Genomic DNA, 20,631 nt, shown 5'->3' with positions numbered 1-20,631 from the left:
CCATGTCACTGCTCCGCCGTCTCTCCATCCAGAAAAAACTCCTGTTCAGCATGGGCTTGTGCCTGCTGCTCTTCATGGCGATCTCGTCCTTCCTCAGCGTGCGCATGAGCAGCGATTACGTGCGCGAACGCGTCGTCGGCCAGGAATTGCCGGCGCAGGTGGGCGAGATCCGCAACGATGTGCTGCGCCAGATCAGCCAGCCCCTGTCCGTGGTGCAGACCATGGCCAACGATGTCTACCTGCAAGACTGGGAAGACGCCGGCTTGCCCGACAGCGGTATCGCCACCTTCCAGCGCTACGCCGCCGTGGTCAAGGAAAAGAACAAGGCCGCCTCGATCAACTGGGCGTCGGCCAGCACGGGCAAGTATTTCACCACGGAAGGCTTGCTGCGCACCTTGGACAAGAACCAGGCCGCCGACCAGTGGTTTTATGGCTTGCTGGCCGGCGACAAGGCCTATACGCTCGACATCGACAAGGCGGAAAACTCCAGCGACCTGATGCTGTACCTGAATGCGCGCGGCCAGACGGCGGGCGGCAAGCAGATCGCGGCCGGCCTGGGCCTGTCCATCAATGCACTGGCCGACACCATCCGCAGCTACAAGATCGGCCAGACGGGCCATGTCTACCTGGCGCGCGCCAACGGCGTGCTGCTGGTGCACCGCGACACGGCCCTGGCCGACGGCAAGCATCTGCTCAAGGATTTGCCCGGCTTTAGCGATACCCTGAGCAAGAGCCTGCTGACGGGCAACAAGTACGCGTACGCCATCTACGACGCGCCGGCGGGACGCCAGTTCGTCGCCGCCTCCTTCGTGCCGGAATTGAATCTGTATGTGATGGCCGAGGTGCCGGAAGCGGAAGTGCTGGGCAATGTCACGCGTTCGGCCCTGATCGCTGCCCTGATCGCCGGCCTGGTGGGCGGCGGCATCGCCCTGCTCATCATTTATGTCATCAGCCGCGCCATCGCCGCCCCCGTCGCGCGCGCGGCCGACATGCTCAGCGAGATCGCCAGCGGGAACGGCGACTTGAGCCGCCGCATGCCCGTCGAATCCGAAGACGAGGTCGGCGCCCTGGCCGCCGCCTTCAACCGCTTCGTCGCGTCGCTGAACGTGACGATACGCGAAGTTCGCGACAGTACCGGGGCGATTGCCAGCGCATCGAGCCAGATCGCGTCGGGCAACCTGGACCTGTCGGCGCGTACGGAAGCCCAGGCGTCAAGCCTGGAAGAGACGGCGGCGGCCATGGAAGAACTGACATCGACCGTGAAACAGAACGCGGATAACGCGCGTCAGGCGAACCAGTTGGTGGTGTCGGCTTCAAGCCACGCCGTCAAGGGCGGCGAAGTAGTCGGACAAGTCGTGCAGACGATGGGTGCGATTACGGAGAGTTCACGCAAGATAGCAGATATTATCAGCGTGATCGACGGCATTGCCTTCCAAACCAATATCCTCGCGCTGAACGCGGCGGTCGAGGCGGCGCGGGCGGGCGAACAGGGACGCGGCTTTGCCGTGGTGGCAACCGAGGTGCGCAACCTGGCGCAGAGGTCAAGCCAGGCAGCGAAGGAAATCAAGGACTTGATCGTCGACTCGGGCAGCAAGGTGGACGCGGGCAGCAAGCTGGTCGACTCGGCCGGCGCCACCATGCAAGACATCGTCGTCTCCGTGCAAAGAGTCGCCGACCTGATGGGAGAAATCGCTTCGGCCAGCCAGGAGCAAAGCCAGGGCATCGCGCAAGTCAATGCCACGGTCACGCAGATGGATGACGCCACCCAGCAAAATGCGGCCCTGGTGGAAGAAGCGGCGGCGGCAGCCCAGTCCCTGCAAGACCAGGCGGGACGGCTGGCGCAGGTCGTCAGCGTCTTCAAGCTGGAAGAAACCGCGCAGCAGCCGGCCGGCAAGCCGGCGCTGCCCAAGCCGGTCCGCCCGGCACGGGCCAAAGCAGCGGCACCCGCAGCGCGCCCGACGGCGTCGGCCAGCGATGCGTGGGAAGAGTTTTAAGGGTGCTGGGAAACGCTTAAATCGCCGGCGCTTTCACGCTTGCCGCTTGCTTGAAGAAATCATAAATGCCGCTCTCGCTCATGCGGCGCGCATTCGCCAGTTCGCCGCCCTTGGTGGCGTACAGCACTTGGTTGTTGTCGCTGGAGACGAGCACGGCAGCGGGAATGCCTTTCTTGAGCGGATTGCCATAGGCTTGCGCCACGTCAAGGTTATGGTCGAAGTTACCCACGTCGACCTTGACGACCTTGAACTGCTGTTGCATCAGCTCGGCATTCTTGCCTTCCTTCAAGGCCTTGTCGAGCGCGCGGCAATCCTCGCACCAGTTGGCGCCAAAGATCAGCAGGACCGGCACGTGCGCCGCCTTGGCCTCGGCCAGCGCGCGGGCCACGTCGGCCTTGGCGTCGGCCGCCGCGTTGTACGGCAAATGCGGCGTGGCGACAGGGTTGGCCGGTGTGGGGGCGGCGGCAACGGCGGTGCCGGCAAGCAGCAGGCTGGCAAAGAAAAGGGAAACGAAACGGGAAACGCGCATGCGGGACTCCTGAGAGAGATCGTGAAGCCAGCTGAACAGCTGCCAGCGGGCGTGATTGTCTAGAATATGCGTACCTGTAGGAAATATCCACCATTTAATTGCACTGTGCTTATGCGAAAAACGTATAAGCACGCCAAGGATAAGCCGCTTGAACATGCCAGACAGCCTACCCCCAACGCTATCCGGCGCCGCGCGCATGCTGTGCAGCGCCTATCCCAGCGGCATGCCAGACACGGCATATTTCGCCGTGCTGGCCCTGCTGCATGAACACTTTTCCGACCGCAACCTGGCCGAGCTGATGGCCGCCGTCACGGCCAAGGATGCTGCGAAGGTCCTCAAGGACATCCATGCCTGCGCCAGCAGCAAGCGGGAACCGGCCGCCATCGCGGCGACCAGAAACTTGCTGGCGCGGCACGGCCTGCACGCCGTCTGCGCCGGGGATTAATCCCCGCAGGCAGCGAAATGGAACGCATGGGATAATATCGGGCTCACACAGAGCAACGCGGCCCGAACGCGCCCTCACCATGACGACTTCTTTCCTGGCACGCTGGCTGCCGCAACCAAACAACGGCAGCCGCCGCGAACAATTGCGTGCCTGCGCGGGCGCCATCTGCGGTCTGTTGCTCACTGGACTCATCTGCCATTTCCTGCTGGCCCCCGACAGCGCCAGTGTCTACCTGATCGCACCCATGGGCGCCTCCGCCGTGCTGCTGTTCTGCCTGCCGGCCAGCCCGCTGGCGCAACCGTGGTCCGTGGTGGGCGGCAATGTCGTCTCCGGCCTGGTGGGCATGGCTTGCGTGAAGTGGCTGGGATCGAGCGTGGGCGTGGCGGCGCTGGCCGCCTGCCTGGCCATCGGCGCCATGTTTGCCCTGCGCTGTTTGCATCCGCCGGGCGGCGCCGTGGCGCTCACCACCGTGGTCGGCGGCGCCAGCGTGCATGCGGCCGGCTTTGAGTTCGTCCTCATCACCGTGCTGTTCAATTCCGCCGTGCTGGTCGCTTGCGCCGTGCTGTACAACAACCTGACGGGGCGCCGCTATCCGCATATCCAGCAACTAGTGGCACCGCATCCGCACGACACCCGAGATGACGTACCCAGCAACCGCCTGGGCTTTTCGCCGGACGACCTCGATGCCGTCTTGCGCCAGCACAGCGAAGTGCTCGACATCAGCCGCGACGATTTGCAAGCCATCTTCCTGCAAACGGAAATGCGCGCCTACCAGCGCCGTTTCGGCGTCGTCACCTGCGCCGACATCATGTCGAAGGATGTGCTCAACGTGGAATTCGGCACGCCGCTCGATGTTGCCTGGCGTACCATGCGCGAGCACGAGGTGGGCGCCCTGCCCGTGCTGAACCGGGCACGCCGCGTCATCGGCATCATCACGCAGACGGATTTCCTGCGCCATGGCGGCCTCGACGATTATCAAGGCATGCGCCAGCGGCTGCGCGGCTTGCTGCAGCGCAGCGGCCTGTCCCACGGCGACAAGCCGGAAGTGGTGGGCCAGCTGATGACGCCGTCACCGCACACGGCCCGCCTGGGCACGCCCATCATCGACCTCGTGCCCCTGATGGCCGACGCCGGCTACCACCATATTCCCATCCTCGACGAGGATGAACGCCTGGCCGGCATCATCAGCCAGTCCGACCTGATGGCGGCCCTGTACGAAAGTCGCTTTGCCGAGGCCGCCGCATGACGCCATTCCAGGCACTGCTGACCGGTCCCGATGGCGGCCCGGCTGGCACGCCCGTCAGCGCACATTTCTTTGGCACCCAGCTGGCCATCGACGCGCCAGGGCTCAGCATGGATATCGCGCAAGTGGTCGTCAGCGTGGGCGGCGTCGACGGACCGGAACTGTTCCTGAACTGGCTCGACGAACAAGGACGGCAAGCGTCGCTGAAGCCGCTCGGCGCGCAGGACATCGCCATCGTCTTGCGCGAAGCGCCGGCGGCGCTGCAGCCGCAACTGCAGCGTTTGTGGGGCGAGCGCCAGCGCAACCAGCGGCAGGTATCGGGCTGGCTGCTCGGTTTGACGGGCGCCACCGTCGTCGCCACGGCCCTGCTGTGGTGGCAAGGCGGCCATGCCGTCGGCGCGCTGGCGGGGCTGATTCCCCTGTCGACGGAAAAGCAGCTGGGCGAATTGGCCCTGGCGCAAGTACGCGCGCAAGGCGGCATCAGCGAGAGCGGCGTGGCACAGCAAACAGTGCAGGAAATCGGCCGCCAGCTGACGACCGGTTCGCGCTACCAGTACCGCTGGCTCGTCAAGCAGGACGACACGGTCAACGCGTTTGCCATGCCGGGCGGCATCATCGTTGTGCATACGGGCTTGCTGCGCCAGGCGGGGGATCCGGGCGAGCTGGCCGGCGTGCTGGCGCATGAAGTGCAGCACGTGGAGCAGCGCCATTCGCTGCGGCAAATGATCAGCAGCCTGGGCTGGGGCGCCCTGGTGGCCGTAACCATCGGCGACATCAGCGCCGTGGCCGCCATGCTGGCGCACCAGGCCGGCACCCTGTATTTCAGCCGCGACATGGAGGAAGAGGCGGACCGCCTGGGTTTGCTGGCCTTGCAGCGCGCGCGAATCCGCCCGGACGGTATGCTGCGCTTTTTCCAGAAGCTCGACGACAAGGACAAGGCCAGCGTACCGGGATGGATTTCCTCACACCCGCAAACGGCGGCGCGCGCACAGCAGATCCGCAGCCTGATCGCCGCCACGCCCTGCCCTGCCTGCGCCCCCTTGACCAGCCAGCGCTGGCAGGCGATGAAAGCCCTGGTCGCGCCAGCGGACAAATAGCAACATTTCTCCCGCACAATTTATCCAAACGCACTGGGCAATGGCGTATGCTTACGCCCCGGCTGTTCCATCTTGAACGGCCACCCCGACCCCGCCAAGAACGCCTATCAAAACCTACTGCGCGTCGTAATTTGCGGTCTGCGATGCTCACTGTACCTTCGTACAGTTGCGCTTCTCGACCACAACTTCCTTCCGCTCGCTACGGTTTTATTAGGCGTTGTAAGCCTCCGTTCATTCCCTCCTTACAAAGGATCTCGCGCATGAAGCATCGTTTTGCCGCCGGCACCCTCGGCACCCTGGCCATCTCCCTGTTGCTCGCCCATGCGCCCATGGCGCAAGCGGCCCAGCCCGCAGCCAAAACCGTGGCCGTCAGCGCGCCCAAAGCGAAGCAGCAGCTGCAAGTGCTGGCCGACCAATACTACGATGCGCTGGCCCGTTTCGAGCCGATCAATGCCACCGAGAGCGGCGACAACCGTTTTGACGACCAGATCGGTTCAGCCATCGTGCCCGCCGCGCGCGCAAAACAATTCGCCCTGTACCGCCAGTACCAGAAGACCCTGCGCAGCATTGCCCGCGCGCAGCTGTCGCACCAGGACCAGATCAATTACGATATCCTCGACTATGAACTGGCCACGGCGCTGAGCTTCGAGCGCTTCCCCGAATACCTGTTGCCCCTGAACCAGATGGACAGCATGCCCGTCACTCTGGCCAATTATGCGGGCGGAGAGGCATCGCAGCCTTTGACCACGGTCAAGGAGTATGACGCTTACCTGAGCCGTATTGGCCAATTGCCGGGCTGGATAGACCAGGCCATCGCCAATATGAAAGTCGGCATGCAAAAAGGCATCGTGCTGCCGAAGGCGCTGACGGAATCGGCCTTGCCGCAATTCAAGAAACTCGTCAGCGCCACGCCGCAGGACAGCGTCTATTACACGCCCATCAAGAACTTGCCGGCCAGCTTTTCCGACGCGGACAAGGCGCGCCTGACGCAAACCTACACCGTCATCATCGAGGCCAAGCTGATGCCTGCGCTGCAGCGTCTGTCCACCTTCATGGAACGCGATTACCTGCCGGCCGGCCGCACGAGCAGCGGCTGGAGCGCCCTGCCCGATGGCGCCAGCTGGTACCAGGCACGCGTGGCCAGCAGCACCACCACGGATTTGAAACCGGAGCAAATCCACGCCATCGGCTTGAAGGAAGTGGCGCGCATCCAGGAACAGTACGCGATCGTGGGCCCGAAGATGGGCTACAACGGCCCGGCGGCCGGCTTGCCCGTGTGGGTGTCGGAACAGGCGAAATACCGCCCGTTCAAGACGGAGCAGGAAGTGCTCGACGTCTACCGCAAGCTGAACGTGCTGCTGGACAGTAAATTGCCAGCCCTGTTCACCCTGGTGCCGAAGGCGCCGCTGGACTTGCGCCTGGAACCTGAACTGAGCCGCGACACGGCCGCCGACCACTACACGGCGCCGGCCGCCGACGGTTCGCGCCCGGGCGTGTTCTGGTCCGTCGTCACGGATCCGAAACTGTATGGCGACACAGGCATGACCACGCTGTTCCTGCACGAAGGCAAGCCCGGCCACCATTTCCACCTGGCGCTGGTGCAAGAGATGGACTTGCCGAACTTCCGCCGTTTCGGCGGCAACAATGCCTTCACGGAAGGCTGGGCTCTGTATGCGGAAACCCTGGGCAAGGAAATGGGCCTGTTCGACGATCCGGCCCAGTATTTCGGCCACTTGAACGACGAAATGCTGCGCGCCGTGCGCCTGGTGGTCGACACGGGCTTGCACACCAAGGGCTGGACGCGCGAGCAGACGATCAAGTACATGCGCGACACCCTCGGCTATGACGCCGTGGCGAAAAGCGAAACGGAACGCTACATGGCGTGGCCGGGCCAGGCGCTGGGCTACAAGATCGGTTCGCTGAAAATCGTCGAACTGCGCCAGCGCGCGCAGCAGGCGCTGGGCGACAAGTTCAGCCTGCCGAAGTTCCACGAAGTGGTACTCGGCGACGGCACCCTGCCCCTGAAGCTGCTGGAAGCCAAGGTCGACCGTTGGATCGCGCAGCAGAAGTAAGCGGCGGCGCCTGAAAACAAAACGGCAGCACCTCGATGGCGCTGCCGTTTTTTTTTGCCGCGGGCGTTTCCAGCTACACCAGCAGCGCGGCGCTCATCGAGTGCACTTCCTCGGCCGATTCGGCCAGGATGCTTTGCAGGGTCTCGTTGTCGATAATGAAATCGATGACGGAATCGGACGGCGTGAGCATTTCCACGTACGTCAGCTGCAAGGGCGACGGCACGGGCGACAGTTGCTTGGCCAACAACAAAGTATCGAGCAGGGAGTCGGGCGGGATGGACAGCAAGCCATCGCGCAAGCCTTCGATGGCTTCGCTCACGGCCAGCGGGATCAGCAGCTTCTTCATGACTTCGCGGGAAATGATCTCTTCGGCGGACTCCATCCAGTGATCCGTATCATCGTCGAGCAAGCCGGGGAACTCATCGGCACGCGACAGCAAATAGAAGCCGCCCACCTCATGCACGATACCGGCGAACAGCGCCGTGTCGGCATCGACGTGCGTCACGCGGCGGGCCAGCACGTGCGCCAGCGCCGCCACGTGGGCCGTGTGCTCCCACAGCTGGGTCGCCTTCTGGCGCAGGACGGGGTCGATGATCTTGCTGCCGAACTGGCGCACCACCATGGCCGCCACCAGCGCGTACAGATTGCGGTACCCCATGCGCATCACGGCGGCGCGCACGCTGGTCACGGGCGCCGCATCGCCACGGCTGTACACAGCCGAGTTGGCCAGCGCGACCGTGCGCGCCGCCAGCAAGGGTTCGCCCAGAACCAGCTTGATCGCATGGTCGATATGGCAGTCCGGTTCAGCCAGGGCCAATTGCAATTGCAATGCGGAATTCACACTCGTGGGAAACGTTAATTCTCCCCGTACTGCCTGGGAAACAATTAAACCAAAAGCCTGTAGTTTATTCATCATACGATCAATCCGCCTCAGATATTTTTCCAGCCCAAAATTTCATATGTCAGAAATTGAATACCAGGCCCGGCCTTTAGAATACAGATGGCGTGTCATTCGCCTGCATGGAAGAATCTGGCAATGCCAGCGCATGCAATTGCGATTCATCGCCGATGACAAACAACTTCGGCTGCAGTAATACCTGCAGCAGAAATGGCTGGCCTTCACGCAGACGCCGGCGATAATCGGCCAGCGTATATAAGTTGGGATTGATTTTACGCATCAAGGTTCGCTCGGCCGGCGCCAATCCCGTCAACAGATCGCCATAATTGGCTTCTTCGCCCACCAGCAGCAAATCGATGGCGCTGCCAGGCATGTCCTGTCCCTTCGCCGTGGCACCCGACACGAATGCCAGGTGCAACTGGGCACGCAAGGGCGCCAGAGTCATGCTGAGGACGCCAACGACGCCGAAAGTTTTCTGCACCAGTCCGCTCAATTCCGGATACACGAGGCTTTCCTTGTTGGGCCAGAAGCGCCGCACATTGCCGATCCGCTCCGACGTGATCAGGCCGGACTCATGCAAGCGGCGCAGCTCCCGTTGCGCCGACGCGCTGCCAAGGCCGGTCAAACGCATGATCTCGTTCAAGTGAAAGCCTTCATTCACGCGGACAAACAGCAATCCCAGCAATTTCTGCTGGGCGGGAGTAAACAGGGCTTGGGCAATCATGCGCCAAATCTTAGCATGAATAAACTGATAATTGGCGTAGCCCGCCATGCCCGGACATTTGCGCAACACGTGTGCCGGCCGCGACCAATGGCGGCCGTGCTGGCAGTACTCGGTATCGCCGGACACGCCACGGTACAGCCCACAACGGCGCCGAGCAGGAAAATCAATGTGAGCGCTCACTACAAAGCGAACAAGGCAACAGTAAAAATACGGAGAAAAAAGGAGGTGATTGAATATGCCCGGCCATCAAAATATATGGATGCCGGACAGATTAATTATATATACCTTGATTCGTTTTAATTTTTTCCCGCAAGCCGATCATAATCAAATCGAGCCCCGCATTAAAACGATCGTCGATTTGCGCATTAAAGATGGCATCCATGGATGCGAGCACGTGCGGATAATGATCGGCCGCCATGGCGGTGAAATCGGCACGCCGGTTCGATAATGCATGCATCGCGGCGCTTCCCGGTCCCGTGCCTTGCGCTTCCATGACAAAACCGAGTACATAATAGAGCAGCGTAAATGCGCTCCAGCTGGCCAGTTTCTCCGATGCCCCGGCTGCACGCATCGGACCGATTAACGCTTCGGCGACGCGAAACACGTTTTCCGATATCACATAGGTACCGCCAAAGACGCGCACGCCATCGCGGCGGGCCGATAACGCCGCGCGCATTTGCGCCGCCACCTGGCGCAACTGCGCTTCCCAGCCCGCATCCGCATCGATGCTCCTTGCCACGTCTTCGATCAGCACGTCGGCCATGCCATCAAGCAAAGCCTGCTTGTTCGCGAAATGCCAGTACAGCGAAGCGGCCTTGATGCCCATCGCGTCGGCCAGGCGGCGCATGGTCAAGCCTTCGATACCCACTTCGTCCAGCAGCTCGAGCGCCCTGGCCACCACGGCTTCGCGTTGAATTTTCATTTTCCTGTCATTTCCCTTGAAACTCTAACGTCGTTAGTTTACCATTTTGCACAGACTAACAACGTTAGATTGAGAGCGACATGCACAATAGCGATATCGAAGTCATCATCGTCGGAGCCGGCCCCGTCGGCCTGACCCTGGCCTGCGAATTGCGCCTGGCCGGCATCCGCGTGGCCATCCTGGAACGGCGGCCGCAACGCGGCGCGCATTCGCGTGCGCTGACCATCCATGGCCGCACCCTGGAAATGCTGGGCTTGCGGGGCCTGGACCAGCGCTTTGTTGCGCTGGGCACCTCCTTGTCCAGCGGTCACTATGCGGGCCTCGATACCCGGCTCGACTTTTCCGGCTTCGACACGCCCCATCCCTACACCTTGTTCCTGCCGCAAAACACGACGGAACGCCTGCTGGAAGAGCAATTGCTGGAAGACGGCGTGGCAATTGTCCGCGGCGCGCTCGTGGAACAGACACAGCAGGATGACGATGGCGTCACGGTGGCCGGCACGCACGACGGCGCCCCATTCTGCCTGCGTGCCCGTTACCTGATCGGCACCGATGGCGCTCGCAGCCTCGTGCGCCAGCAGGCGGGCATCGCCTTCGACGGCGTGGCGGCCACTTGCAGCATGCTCATGGGAGATGTGCGGCTGCGCCATCCGCCCGCGTCACCCATGCTGTCCCTGACGAACGCAGCGGGTAGCCTGATGATCGTGCCGCTGGGGCAAGGCCGCTACCGCGTCATCACCCTGAATGCGCGCCGCCCCCAGGTTGCGGCGGCGGAAGCGGCCACCCTGGAGGAGTTGTCGCAGGCCAGCACGGCCATCGCGGACTACGATTTCGGCCTGCATGACGCCAGCTGGCTGTCGCGCTTCAACGACGAAACACGGTTGGCCCGAGGCTATCGCCAGGGACGCGTCTTCCTGGCCGGCGATGCCGCCCACATCCACATGCCGGCAGGCGGCCAGGGCATGAACGTGGGGATGCAGGACGCCATGAACCTGGGCTGGAAGCTGGCCGGCGTGCTCAAGGGCTATGCGCCGGACAGCCTGCTCGACAGCTACCATGCGGAGCGCCATCCCGTTGGCGTGTCGTTGCAGCACAATACTCTCGCGCAAACGGCCATGCTGACGCGTTTTGACGCGCGCACCCTGGCCCTGCGCGCCACCATCAGCGACATGCTGGCGCAACCGGACGTCAACCGCGCGCTGGCCAGCGAGTTGTCCGGCTTTGGCGTGCGCTATCCCATCTCGCTGAGCTCTGACGCGAGCGCCGGCAGCGCAGACTGGATCGGCCGGCGCGTGCCCGACTGGCTGCTGCGCCTGGACGACGGCACGGCCGTGGGCATCCATGAACTGTTGCACGCGGGAAAATGGCTGCGGCTGGTCGTTGGCAATGCCGCGCACGCAGTACAACCGTACCGTTTCGATGCGGCCTGGCTCACTTCGCTGACCATCAAACCCGGCTGCCAGCCACTGGCTGGCATCAAAAGCCTGCTGATCCGGCCCGACGGCTATGCGGACCACGCGGTCTGATTGACTTATCTCAAGACGAAAAAAAACGGCACCCGAAGGTGCCGTTCTTGTCAGCTAGCAGCGCAGATTACGCTTCGTCGCCGTGGTGTTGCTGGGTTTCGATATCCTGCAGCGCTTCGGCAGCTTCGCCAGCCATCGAGGCTTTCTCGGCCAGCAGCAGCGCTTGACGCTCTTCCACTTCCCACGCTTCTTTCTCTTTGCGTGCGCGGTGGAAGGCCAGGCCCGTACCGCCAGGAATCAGACGGCCGACGATGACGTTCTCTTTCAGGCCGCGCAGACCATCGCGCTTGCCCATGATCGCCGCTTCGGTCAGCACGCGGGTGGTTTCCTGGAACGATGCGGCCGAGATGAACGAATCGGTCGACAGCGATGCCTTGGTAATACCCAACAAAACGTTTTCGTAGGTCGCTGGAATCTTGTTCTCAACAGCCATGCGATCGTTCTCGTCCAGCAGTTCCGAACGCTCTACCTGCTCGCCAACGATGTAGTTGGTGTCGCCGGCATTGACGATCTGAACACGGCGCAGCATCTGACGCACGATCACTTCGATGTGCTTGTCATTGATCTTCACGCCTTGCAGACGGTACACGTCTTGCACTTCGTCAACGATGTAACGTGCCAGCGCTTCGATACCCAGCAGGCGCAGGATGTCTTGCGGATCGGCCGGGCCGTCCACGATCATCTCGCCCTTGTTCACGACTTGGCCGTCATGCACCAGCACTTGTTTGTCCTTGGTGATCAAGAACTCATGCTTGTTGCCGTCCATGTCCGTGATTTCCAGACGCTGCTTGCCCTTGGTTTCTTTACCGAACGCAACCGTACCCGTGACTTCCGCCAGCATACCGGCATCTTTCGGCGAGCGCGCTTCGAACAGTTCCGCAACGCGTGGCAGACCACCGGTAATATCGCGCGTTTTTTGCGATTCGGTAGGAATACGTGCCAGCACTTCACCAACCGATACCTGTTGACCGTCCTTGACCATGATCAGCGCGCCGACCTGGAAGCCGATCGCCACCGAGTGTTCGGTGCCGGCGATCTTGACTTCTTCGTTCGCGTCGTTGATCAGCTTGACTTGCGGACGCAGCGTTTTCGTCAGAGAACCGCGACGTTTCGCATCGATCGCCACCAGGGTGGACAGACCGGTCACTTCGTCAACCTGACGGGCTACGGTGACGCCTTCTTCGACGTTCTCGAAACGCACTTGACCGGCGTATTCGGTAATGATCGGACGGGTCAGCGGATCCCACGTTGCCAGGGCCGTACCGGCCTTGATGACCATGCCGTCCTTGACGATCAGGGTCGCACCGTACGGTACTTTATGACGCTCACGCTCACGGCCATGGTCGTCGGTGATCAGCACTTCGCCGGAACGGGAAATGACGATTTGCGCGCCCTTGCCGTTCGTCACGTAACGCATGGTTGCCGTGAAGCGGATGGTACCGTTCGACTTGGCTTCCACCGACGATGCCACTGCTGCACGCGATGCCGCACCACCAATGTGGAACGTACGCATGGTCAGCTGGGTACCAGGCTCACCAATCGACTGCGCTGCCACCACACCGACGGCTTCGCCGGCGTTGACCAGCATGCCGCGGCCCAAGTCGCGGCCATAGCACTTGGCGCACAGGCCGAAGCGCGTGTCGCAAGTCAGTGGCGTGCGAACCTTGACTTCATCGATGGACAGACGCTCGATCTCCTCGACCATGTCTTCGTCCATCAAGGTGCCGGCTTCGTACAGCGTTTCCTGAGTTTCAGGATTGACGACGTCATGCACCACCACGCGGCCGAGGATACGGTCACGCAACGGTTCGATGACTTCACCACCTTCGACCAGTGCCTTCATGACAGCGCCGTTCATGGTGCCGCAATCGTCCTCGATCACCACCAAGTCTTGCGTCACGTCAACCAGACGACGCGTCAGGTAACCGGAGTTAGCCGTTTTCAGCGCCGTATCGGCCAGACCTTTACGCGCACCGTGGGTCGAAATGAAGTACTGCAAAACGTTCAGACCTTCGCGGAAGTTCGCGGTAATCGGAGTTTCGATAATCGAGCCATCCGGTTTGGCCATCAGACCACGCATACCGGCCAACTGGCGAATCTGGGCTGCGGAACCGCGCGCGCCGGAGTCGGCCATCATGTAAATGGCGTTGAACGATTCTTGCGTCGACTTGGTGCCGTCGCGGCGGATCACGTCTTCGACTTTGAGCTGGTCCATCATGGCCTTGCCGACTTCATCCGAGGTCTTGCCCCAGATATCGACTACCTTGTTGTAACGCTCGCCGGCGGTCACGAGACCCGAGGCGTACTGTTGTTCGATCTGCTTGACTTCCGATTCGGCCGTCGCGATCAGGGTAACTTTTTGAGGCGGTACCAGCATGTCGTCGACGCAGATCGAGATACCGGCGCGTGTCGCCAGGCGGAAACCCGATTGCATCAGTTTGTCTGCGAACACCACGGTGGCGCGCAGGCCGCACTTGCGGAACGACGTGTTGATCAGCTTGGAAATTTCTTTCTTTTTCAGCGCGCGGTTCAGGACGGAGAACGGCAGGCCTTTAGGCAGAATTTCCGACAGGATCGCACGGCCGATCGTCGTTTCGTAGCGGGTAACCGTTTTCTCGAATTCGCCCGTTTCGGCGTTTTTCGGGTATTCGGTAATACGCACGGTAACGCGGGTCGTCAGTTCGACTTCCTTGTTGTCGTAGGCGCGGATCACTTCCGATACGTCAGGGAACATCATCCCTTCGTTCTTCGCATTGATCGCTTCGCGGGTCGCGTAGTACAGACCCAACACGATATCCTGGGAAGGAACGATCGATGGTTCGCCGTTCGATGGGAACAGGATGTTGTTCGATGCCAGCATCAAAGTGCGTGCTTCCATCTGCGCTTCGATCGACAGAGGAACGTGGACCGCCATTTGGTCACCGTCAAAGTCGGCGTTGAATGCGGCGCAGACGAGCGGATGCAGCTGGATGGCCTTGCCTTCAATCAGGACTGGCTCGAACGCCTGGATACCCAGACGGTGCAGCGTAGGTGCGCGGTTCAACATGATCGGATGTTCACGGATCACGTCTTCCAGGATGTCCCACACGACCGGCTCTTGAATCTCGACCAGCTTTTTCGCTGCCTTGATCGTGGTCGCCAGACCCATCAGTTCCAGTTTATTGAAAATGAATGGCTTGAACAGTTCCAGCGCCATCAGTTTCGGCAAGCCGCACTGATGCAGTTTCAATTGCGGGCCCACGACGATGACCGAACGACCGGAGTAATCGACGCGTTTGCCCAGCAAGTTTTGACGGAAACGGCCGCCCTTGCCCTTGATCATCTCTGCCAGCGATTTCAGCGGACGCTTGTTGGCGCCGGTCATCGCTTTGCCGCGACGGCCGTTGTCCAGCAGCGAATCGACCGCTTCTTGCAGCATGCGCTTTTCGTTGCGCGTGATGATCTCTGGAGCGCGCAGCTCCATCAGGCGTTTCAGACGGTTGTTACGGTTGATGACGCGGCGATACAGATCGTTCAGATCCGAGGTCGCGAAACGGCCGCCATCCAGCGGTACCAGCGGACGCAGTTCCGGCGGCAGCACTGGCAGCACTTCCATGATCATCCAGTCAGGCTTGATGCCCGAACGTTGGAACGCTTCCAGCACTTTCAGGCGCTTCGCGTATTTCTTGATCTTGGCTTCGGATTTCGATTCCTTCAGTTCCACGCGCAGGGTTTCGGCATCGCGGTGGATGTCGATCGAGCGCAGCAGTTCACGGATACCTTCGGCGCCCATGAAGGCGGTGAAGTCGTCGCCGTACTCTTCGTACTTGGCGGCGTAGTCGTCTTCCGACATGATCTGGCACTTCTTCAGCGGGGTCATGCCTGGATCGGTCACGACGTATGCTTCAAAGTACAGCACGCGTTCGATGTCCCGCAGGGTCATGTCCAGGACCATGCCCAGACGCGACGGCAGCGACTTCAGGAACCAGATGTGCGCGGTAGGCGAGGCCAGCTCGATGTGGCCCATGCGCTCGCGGCGCACCTTGGCCAGGGTGACTTCGACGCCGCACTTTTCGCAGATCACGCCGCGGTGTTTCAGGCGCTTGTACTTGCCGCACAGGCATTCGTAATCCTTGATCGGGCCAAAGATCTTGGCGCAGAACAGGCCGTCGCGCTCAGGCTTGAAGGTACGGTAGTTGATGGTTTCCGGCTTCTTGACTTCGCCGTAGGACCACGAACGGATTTTCTCAGGCGAAGCGAGACCGATCTTGATTGCATCGAAGGTCTCGTTGGTCTGTACTTGCTTGAATAGATCGAGCAGTGCTTTCATGTATCACTCCAGAGGTGATTAAATTTCTATATTCCTGAGACTACATTGCCCGGCGTGGTTTCCCAGCCGGGCTTTGTGTTTCCCAAACCAAATGACAGGTGGCTGTCTTTTAGTTGCGTTCGAGGTCGATATCGATACCCAGCGAACGGATTTCCTTGACCAGCACGTTGAACGATTCCGGCATGCCGGCGTCGATCACGTGGTCGCCCTTGACGAGGTTCTCGTACACTTTGGTACGGCCATTCACGTCATCGGACTTGACGGTCAACATCTCTTGCAAGACATACGACGCGCCATACGCTTCCAGTGCCCAGACTTCCATCTCACCGAAACGCTGACCACCGAACTGGGCTTTACCGCCCAGTGGCTGTTGCGTTACCAGCGAGTAAGGACCGGTCGAACGCGCATGCATCTTGTCATCAACCAAGTGATGCAGTTTCAGCATGTGCATGACGCCGACAGTAACCTTGCGCTCAAACGCTTCACCGGTGCGACCGTCATACATGGTCACCTGGTTTTTCGAAGCGGTCATGCCCAGGTTCTTGGCGATGTCGTCCGGATACGCCAGGTCCAGCATGCGGCGGATCTCTTCTTCATTGGCGCCGTCGAACACTGGCGTGGCGAATGGAACACCTTTTTTCAGGTTTTCCGCCAGCTTCATGATCTCTTCGTCGTCGAAGTCGTTCAGCTCTTCGGCACGGCCGTTGTCGTTGTAGATCGTCGTCAGGTACTTGCGCACTTGCTCGACCTTGGTTTGCGCCTTCAGCATTTCGCCGATGCGGATACCCAGACCCTTGGCAGCCCAACCCAAGTGAGTCTCGAGAATCTGACCAACGTTCATCCGTGAAGGAACGCCCAGCGGGTTCAGCACAACGTCGGCTGGCGTGCCGTCGGCCATGTATGGCATATCTTCCACAGGAACAATACGGGAAACCACACCCTTGTTACCGTGGCGACCTGCCATCTTGTCGCCCGACTGCAGACGGCGTTTCACGGCCAGGTACACCTTGACCATTTTTTGCACGCCTGGTTGCAGCTCATCGCCTTGCGTCAGTTTCTTGCGCTTCTCTTCGAAGGCCAGATCGAACTGGTGACGCTTCTCGTTGATCGATTCCTTGATCGCTTCCAGCGCTACCGCTGCATCGTCGTCCGCAGGGCGGATGTCGAACCAGTGGTATTTGTCCAGATCGGCCAGGTATTCCTTGGTGATCTTGGCGCCTTTGGCCAGCTTTTTAGGGCCGCCGTTGACAACTTTGCCGATCAGCATTTTTTCCAGACGCTGGAAGGCATCGCCTTCAACGATACGCATCTGGTCGTTCAAGTCCAGACGGAAACGTTTCAGTTCGTCATCGATAATTTGCTGGGCACGCTTGTCGCGCACGATGCCTTCACGGGTGAAGACTTGCACGTCGATCACGGTACCGATCATGCCCGAAGGCACGCGCAGCGAGGTATCTTTCACGTCCGACGCTTTTTCGCCGAAAATCGCGCGCAGCAGCTTCTCTTCCGGGGTCAGCTGGGTTTCGCCTTTAGGCGTTACCTTACCGACCAGGGTGTCGCCGGCTTGTACTTCCGCGCCGATGTAGACGATACCGGACTCATCCAGACGAGCCAGCTGGTTTTCAGCCAGGTTCGAGATGTCGCGCGTAATTTCTTCCGCGCCCAGTTTCGTGTCACGGGCAACAACCGACAACTCTTCGATGTGAATCGAGGTGTAGCGGTCGTCCTTGACGACGTTTTCCGAGATCAGGATCGAATCTTCGAAGTTCAGACCATTCCATGGCATGAAAGCCACGGTCATGTTCTGGCCCAGCGCCAATTCACCCAGGTCGGTCGATGCGCCGTCGGCGATCACGTCGCGCTTGGCAACACGGTCGCCCACTTGCACGATAGGACGCTGGTTGATGTTGGTGTTCTGGTTCGAACGGGTGTACTTGATCAGGTTGTAGATGTCGACGCCCACTTCACCAGCGGTTGCTTCGTCATCGTTAACGCGAATCACGACACGGCCCGCATCGATGTAATCGACGATACCGCCACGCAGCGCTTGCACGGTGGTGCCCGAGTCGACCGCAACGGTGCGTTCGATACCGGTACCGACCAGCGCTTTTTCCGGACGCAAGCAAGGCACAGCCTGGCGTTGCATGTTGGCGCCCATCAATGCACGGTTCGCATCATCGTGTTCGAGGAACGGGATCAGCGAGGCAGCGACGGAAACGATCTGGCCTGGCGCCACGTCCATGTACTGGATGCGCTCTGGAGAGACCAGAATGGTTTCGCCGGCTTCACGGGCCGAGACCAGTTCATCGGACAGCATGCCTTCGTCGTTGATGGTCGCATTCGCCTGAGCGATGATGTAGCGGCCTTCTTCGATGGCGGACAGGTAGTCGATCTGATCGGTAATCTTGGAACCTTCGACCTTGCGGTACGGGGTTTCCAGGAAGCCGTATTCATTCAGGCGGGCATACAGAGCCAGCGAGTTGATCAGACCAATGTTCGGACCTTCCGGTGTCTCGATCGGGCAGACGCGGCCGTAGTGGGTCGGATGCACGTCGCGCACTTCAAAGCCGGCGCGTTCGCGTGTCAGACCGCCGGGTCCCAGAGCCGATACGCGGCGCTTGTGGGTAATTTCCGACAGAGGATTGGTTTGGTCCATGAACTGCGACAGCTGGGACGAACCGAAGAACTCGCGAATCGCGGCCGAAATCGGCTTCGAGTTGATCAGGTCGTGCGGCATCAGGTTGTCCGCTTCGGCTTGGCCGAGGCGTTCCTTGACGGCGCGTTCAACACGCACCAGGCCGGCGCGGAATTGATTCTCGGCCAGTTCGCCCACGCAACGTACGCGACGGTTACCCAGGTGATCGATATCATCGACTTCGCCGCGGCCATTGCGCAGTTCCACCAGGATCTTGATCACGGCCAGCACGTCTTCGTTCGACAGGGTCATGGCGCCCGTCAGTTCATCGCGGCCAATGCGGCGGTTGAACTTCATGCGGCCAACGGCCGACAGGTCGTAGCGGTCCGAGTTGTAGAACAGGCCATTGAACAGCGCTTCAACGGAATCTTCCGTTGGCGGTTCGCCTGGACGCATCATGCGGTAGATCGCCACTTTCGCAGCCATCTGATCGGCGGTGTCGTCGATACGCAGGGTTTGCGAGATGTAGGCGCCCTGATCCAGGTCGTTGGTGTACAAGGTCTGGATTTCGGAAATGTTGGCATCGCGCAAGCGACCCAGCAAGTCTTCGGTCAGCTCATCGTTCGCGGACGCGACGACTTCGCCGGTGTCGCCATCGACGATATTCTTCGCCAATACGCGGCCCAGCAGGTAGTCTTCCGGTACGGAAATATGCTTGATGCCGGCAGCTTCGATATCACGCACGTGTTTCGCGTTGATACGCTTGTCTTTCAGCACCAGGGTCTTGCCCGACTTGTCGACGATGTCAAAGCGCGCCACTTCGCCGCGCAGACGTTCGGAGACGAATTCCATTTCCGCGCCTTCGGAGCGCAGGTTGAAATTGTCGAAGACGAAGAAATTCGCCAGGATTTGCTCATGCGACATGCCGATGGCTTTGAGCAGGATCGTCACTGGCATCTTGCGGCGGCGGTCGACGCGGAAGAACAGGATGTCTTTCGGGTCGAACTCGAAGTCCAGCCACGAACCGCGGTAAGGAATGATACGCGCGGAGAAAAGCAGCTTGCCCGACGAGTGGGTCTTGCCGCGGTCGTGCTCGAAGAACACGCCAGGCGAACGGTGCAGCTGGGAAACGATAACCCGCTCCGTGCCGTTGATGACGAACGAACCGGTGGTCGTCATGAGCGGCAATTCGCCCATGTAGACTTCCTGTTCTTTCATTTCCTTGACGACAGGCTTGGTTGGCGATTCCTTGTCCAGGATCACCAGGCGCACTTTCGCGCGCAGCGGCGACGCGAACGTCAGGCCACGTTGTTGACATTCTTTGACGTCAAAGGCAGGATCGCCCAGAACGTACGACAAGAATTCGAGACGCGCAAAACCATTGTGCGAAACGATAGGGAAAATCGAAGTGAAAGCCGACTGCAGGCCATCATTCTTGCGGCCGGACGGTGCTATGTCCTCTTGCAAGAAACTATGATAAGACTCGAGCTGGGTCGCCAGCAGGAACGGAACGTGGTGAACGTTGGCGCGCTTCGCGAATGATTTGCGAATGCGTTTCTTCTCAGTAAATGAGTAGTGCATGGACACTCCGTGAGTGACAGAAAGGATAGAAAATTCAGGTTTTGCAAGTGTTCGTTTGCACCGCTGCGTGTGACACAGACGAAACCTCAAGGCTCTGCTTTCCGGCTTGAATCGAACAAAACTGCTGCTACAAATACGATACAGACGACAAAGGAGCCAAAGTCGGATTTCCCCCCTTGCGAGGGGAAACCTCAGACTTTGACTCGGGCGCTAACTGACGCCGGTACAGATATTACTTCATCGAAGCGGTTGCGCCGGCTTCTACCAGTTTCTTAACTGCTGCTTCAGCATCAGCTTTCGACACTGCTTCTTTCACAGTTTTTGGTGCGCCATCGACCAGGTCTTTAGCTTCTTTCAAGCCCAGGCCGGTGATTTCGCGAACTGCTTTAATGACGCCAACTTTGTTTGCGCCGAAGGTGTCCAGAACAACGTTGAACTCGGTTTGTTCTTCAGCAGCAGCTGCTGGGCCTGCTGCAGGACCGGCCGAAGCCATCGCTGCTGCGGACACGCCGAATTTTTCTTCGAATGCTTTAACCAGGTCGTTCAGGTCCATTACGGACATGGCGCTAACTGCTTCCAGGATATCGTCTTTGCTAATTGCCATTTTGAAACTCCTAAATTTATTACGTTAGTTACATCAGATTGGTACTGAGAGA

13 protein-coding genes are annotated in these 20,631 nt (G+C 60.2%); 6 read left to right on the top strand and 7 right to left on the bottom strand.

Going from position 1 to position 20,631, the window contains the following annotated elements; translation table 11 throughout:
* Window positions 1–2 precede the first annotated feature (2 nt).
* Window positions 3–1,994 (top strand): methyl-accepting chemotaxis protein, encoded by a 1,992-nt coding sequence (locus O3298_RS22510; RefSeq protein WP_305060581.1) that lies wholly within the window; start codon window positions 3–5, stop codon window positions 1,992–1,994.
* 16 nt (window positions 1,995–2,010) lie between these two features.
* Here the strand turns inward: O3298_RS22510 and O3298_RS22505 are convergent, their stop codons facing one another.
* A complete protein-coding gene (locus O3298_RS22505; protein ID WP_289905824.1) occupies window positions 2,011–2,523 on the bottom strand; it encodes a co-chaperone YbbN in 513 nt (170 codons plus the stop codon).
* 154 nt (window positions 2,524–2,677) lie between these two features.
* Between O3298_RS22505 and O3298_RS22500 the strand changes: the two genes are divergently transcribed.
* The 4 genes from O3298_RS22500 to O3298_RS22485 all read left to right on the top strand — a co-directional run bounded on the left by O3298_RS22500 (window position 2,678) and on the right by O3298_RS22485 (window position 7,380).
* Window positions 2,678–2,968 carry a DUF3349 domain-containing protein gene (locus O3298_RS22500; protein ID WP_305060710.1) on the top strand — a complete coding sequence of 97 codons (291 nt, stop codon included), beginning with the start codon at window positions 2,678–2,680 and terminating at the stop codon, window positions 2,966–2,968.
* 79 nt (window positions 2,969–3,047) lie between these two features.
* Window positions 3,048–4,214 carry an HPP family protein gene (locus O3298_RS22495; protein ID WP_305060580.1) on the top strand — a complete coding sequence of 389 codons (1,167 nt, stop codon included), beginning with the start codon at window positions 3,048–3,050 and terminating at the stop codon, window positions 4,212–4,214.
* Entirely contained in the window at window positions 4,211–5,308 is a 1,098-nt protein-coding gene (locus tag O3298_RS22490; protein WP_289912418.1) for a M48 family metallopeptidase, read from the top strand. The genes O3298_RS22495 and O3298_RS22490 overlap by 4 nt, the downstream gene beginning before the upstream one ends.
* Before the next feature lie 260 nt (window positions 5,309–5,568).
* Complete coding sequence (locus O3298_RS22485; RefSeq protein ID WP_289912419.1) at window positions 5,569–7,380, top strand: DUF885 family protein; 1,812 nt, start codon at window positions 5,569–5,571, stop codon at window positions 7,378–7,380.
* Between the two features lie 73 nt (window positions 7,381–7,453).
* Here the strand turns inward: O3298_RS22485 and O3298_RS22480 are convergent, their stop codons facing one another.
* The 3 genes from O3298_RS22480 to O3298_RS22470 all read right to left on the bottom strand — a co-directional run bounded on the left by O3298_RS22480 (window position 7,454) and on the right by O3298_RS22470 (window position 9,924).
* Complete coding sequence (locus tag O3298_RS22480) at window positions 7,454–8,293, bottom strand: HDOD domain-containing protein (protein ID WP_099668278.1); 840 nt, start codon at window positions 8,291–8,293, stop codon at window positions 7,454–7,456.
* A gap of 76 nt (window positions 8,294–8,369) precedes the next feature.
* Window positions 8,370–9,128, bottom strand: coding sequence for an ArsR family transcriptional regulator (locus O3298_RS22475; protein ID WP_305060579.1), 759 nt, complete (start codon window positions 9,126–9,128; stop codon window positions 8,370–8,372).
* Between the two features lie 145 nt (window positions 9,129–9,273).
* Window positions 9,274–9,924 (bottom strand): TetR/AcrR family transcriptional regulator C-terminal domain-containing protein, encoded by a 651-nt coding sequence (locus tag O3298_RS22470; RefSeq protein WP_305060578.1) that lies wholly within the window; start codon window positions 9,922–9,924, stop codon window positions 9,274–9,276.
* Window positions 9,925–10,004: 80 nt separating this feature from the next.
* Here O3298_RS22470 and O3298_RS22465 point away from each other — a divergent pair, with 80 nt between their 5' ends.
* The gene (locus O3298_RS22465; RefSeq protein WP_305060577.1) at window positions 10,005–11,450 is read left to right on the top strand and encodes an FAD-dependent oxidoreductase; all 1,446 of its coding nucleotides are present in this window, start codon (window positions 10,005–10,007) and stop codon (window positions 11,448–11,450) included.
* A 67-nt stretch (window positions 11,451–11,517) separates the two neighbouring features.
* Here O3298_RS22465 and rpoC read toward each other — a convergent pair whose 3' ends face one another.
* The 3 genes from rpoC to rplL all read right to left on the bottom strand — a co-directional run bounded on the left by rpoC (window position 11,518) and on the right by rplL (window position 20,579).
* Window positions 11,518–15,759, bottom strand: coding sequence for a DNA-directed RNA polymerase subunit beta' (rpoC, locus tag O3298_RS22460; protein WP_034753138.1), 4,242 nt, complete (start codon window positions 15,757–15,759; stop codon window positions 11,518–11,520).
* A gap of 109 nt (window positions 15,760–15,868) precedes the next feature.
* Window positions 15,869–19,975: a DNA-directed RNA polymerase subunit beta gene (rpoB, locus tag O3298_RS22455; protein WP_077398780.1), complete on the bottom strand. Its 4,107-nt coding sequence runs from the start codon at window positions 19,973–19,975 to the stop codon at window positions 15,869–15,871.
* A gap of 232 nt (window positions 19,976–20,207) precedes the next feature.
* Window positions 20,208–20,579, bottom strand: a complete 372-nt coding sequence (gene rplL, locus O3298_RS22450) for a 50S ribosomal protein L7/L12 (protein WP_070223390.1) — start codon at window positions 20,577–20,579, stop codon at window positions 20,208–20,210.
* Window positions 20,580–20,631: the final 52 nt, after the last annotated feature.

The sequence above is a fragment of the Janthinobacterium sp. SUN137 genome (genome assembly GCF_030587265.1).
Classification (GTDB): domain Bacteria; phylum Pseudomonadota; class Gammaproteobacteria; order Burkholderiales; family Burkholderiaceae_D; genus Janthinobacterium; species Janthinobacterium kumbetense.
Note: the sequence above shows the minus strand (reverse complement) of the source record. Positions and strands in the feature narration are given on the sequence as shown.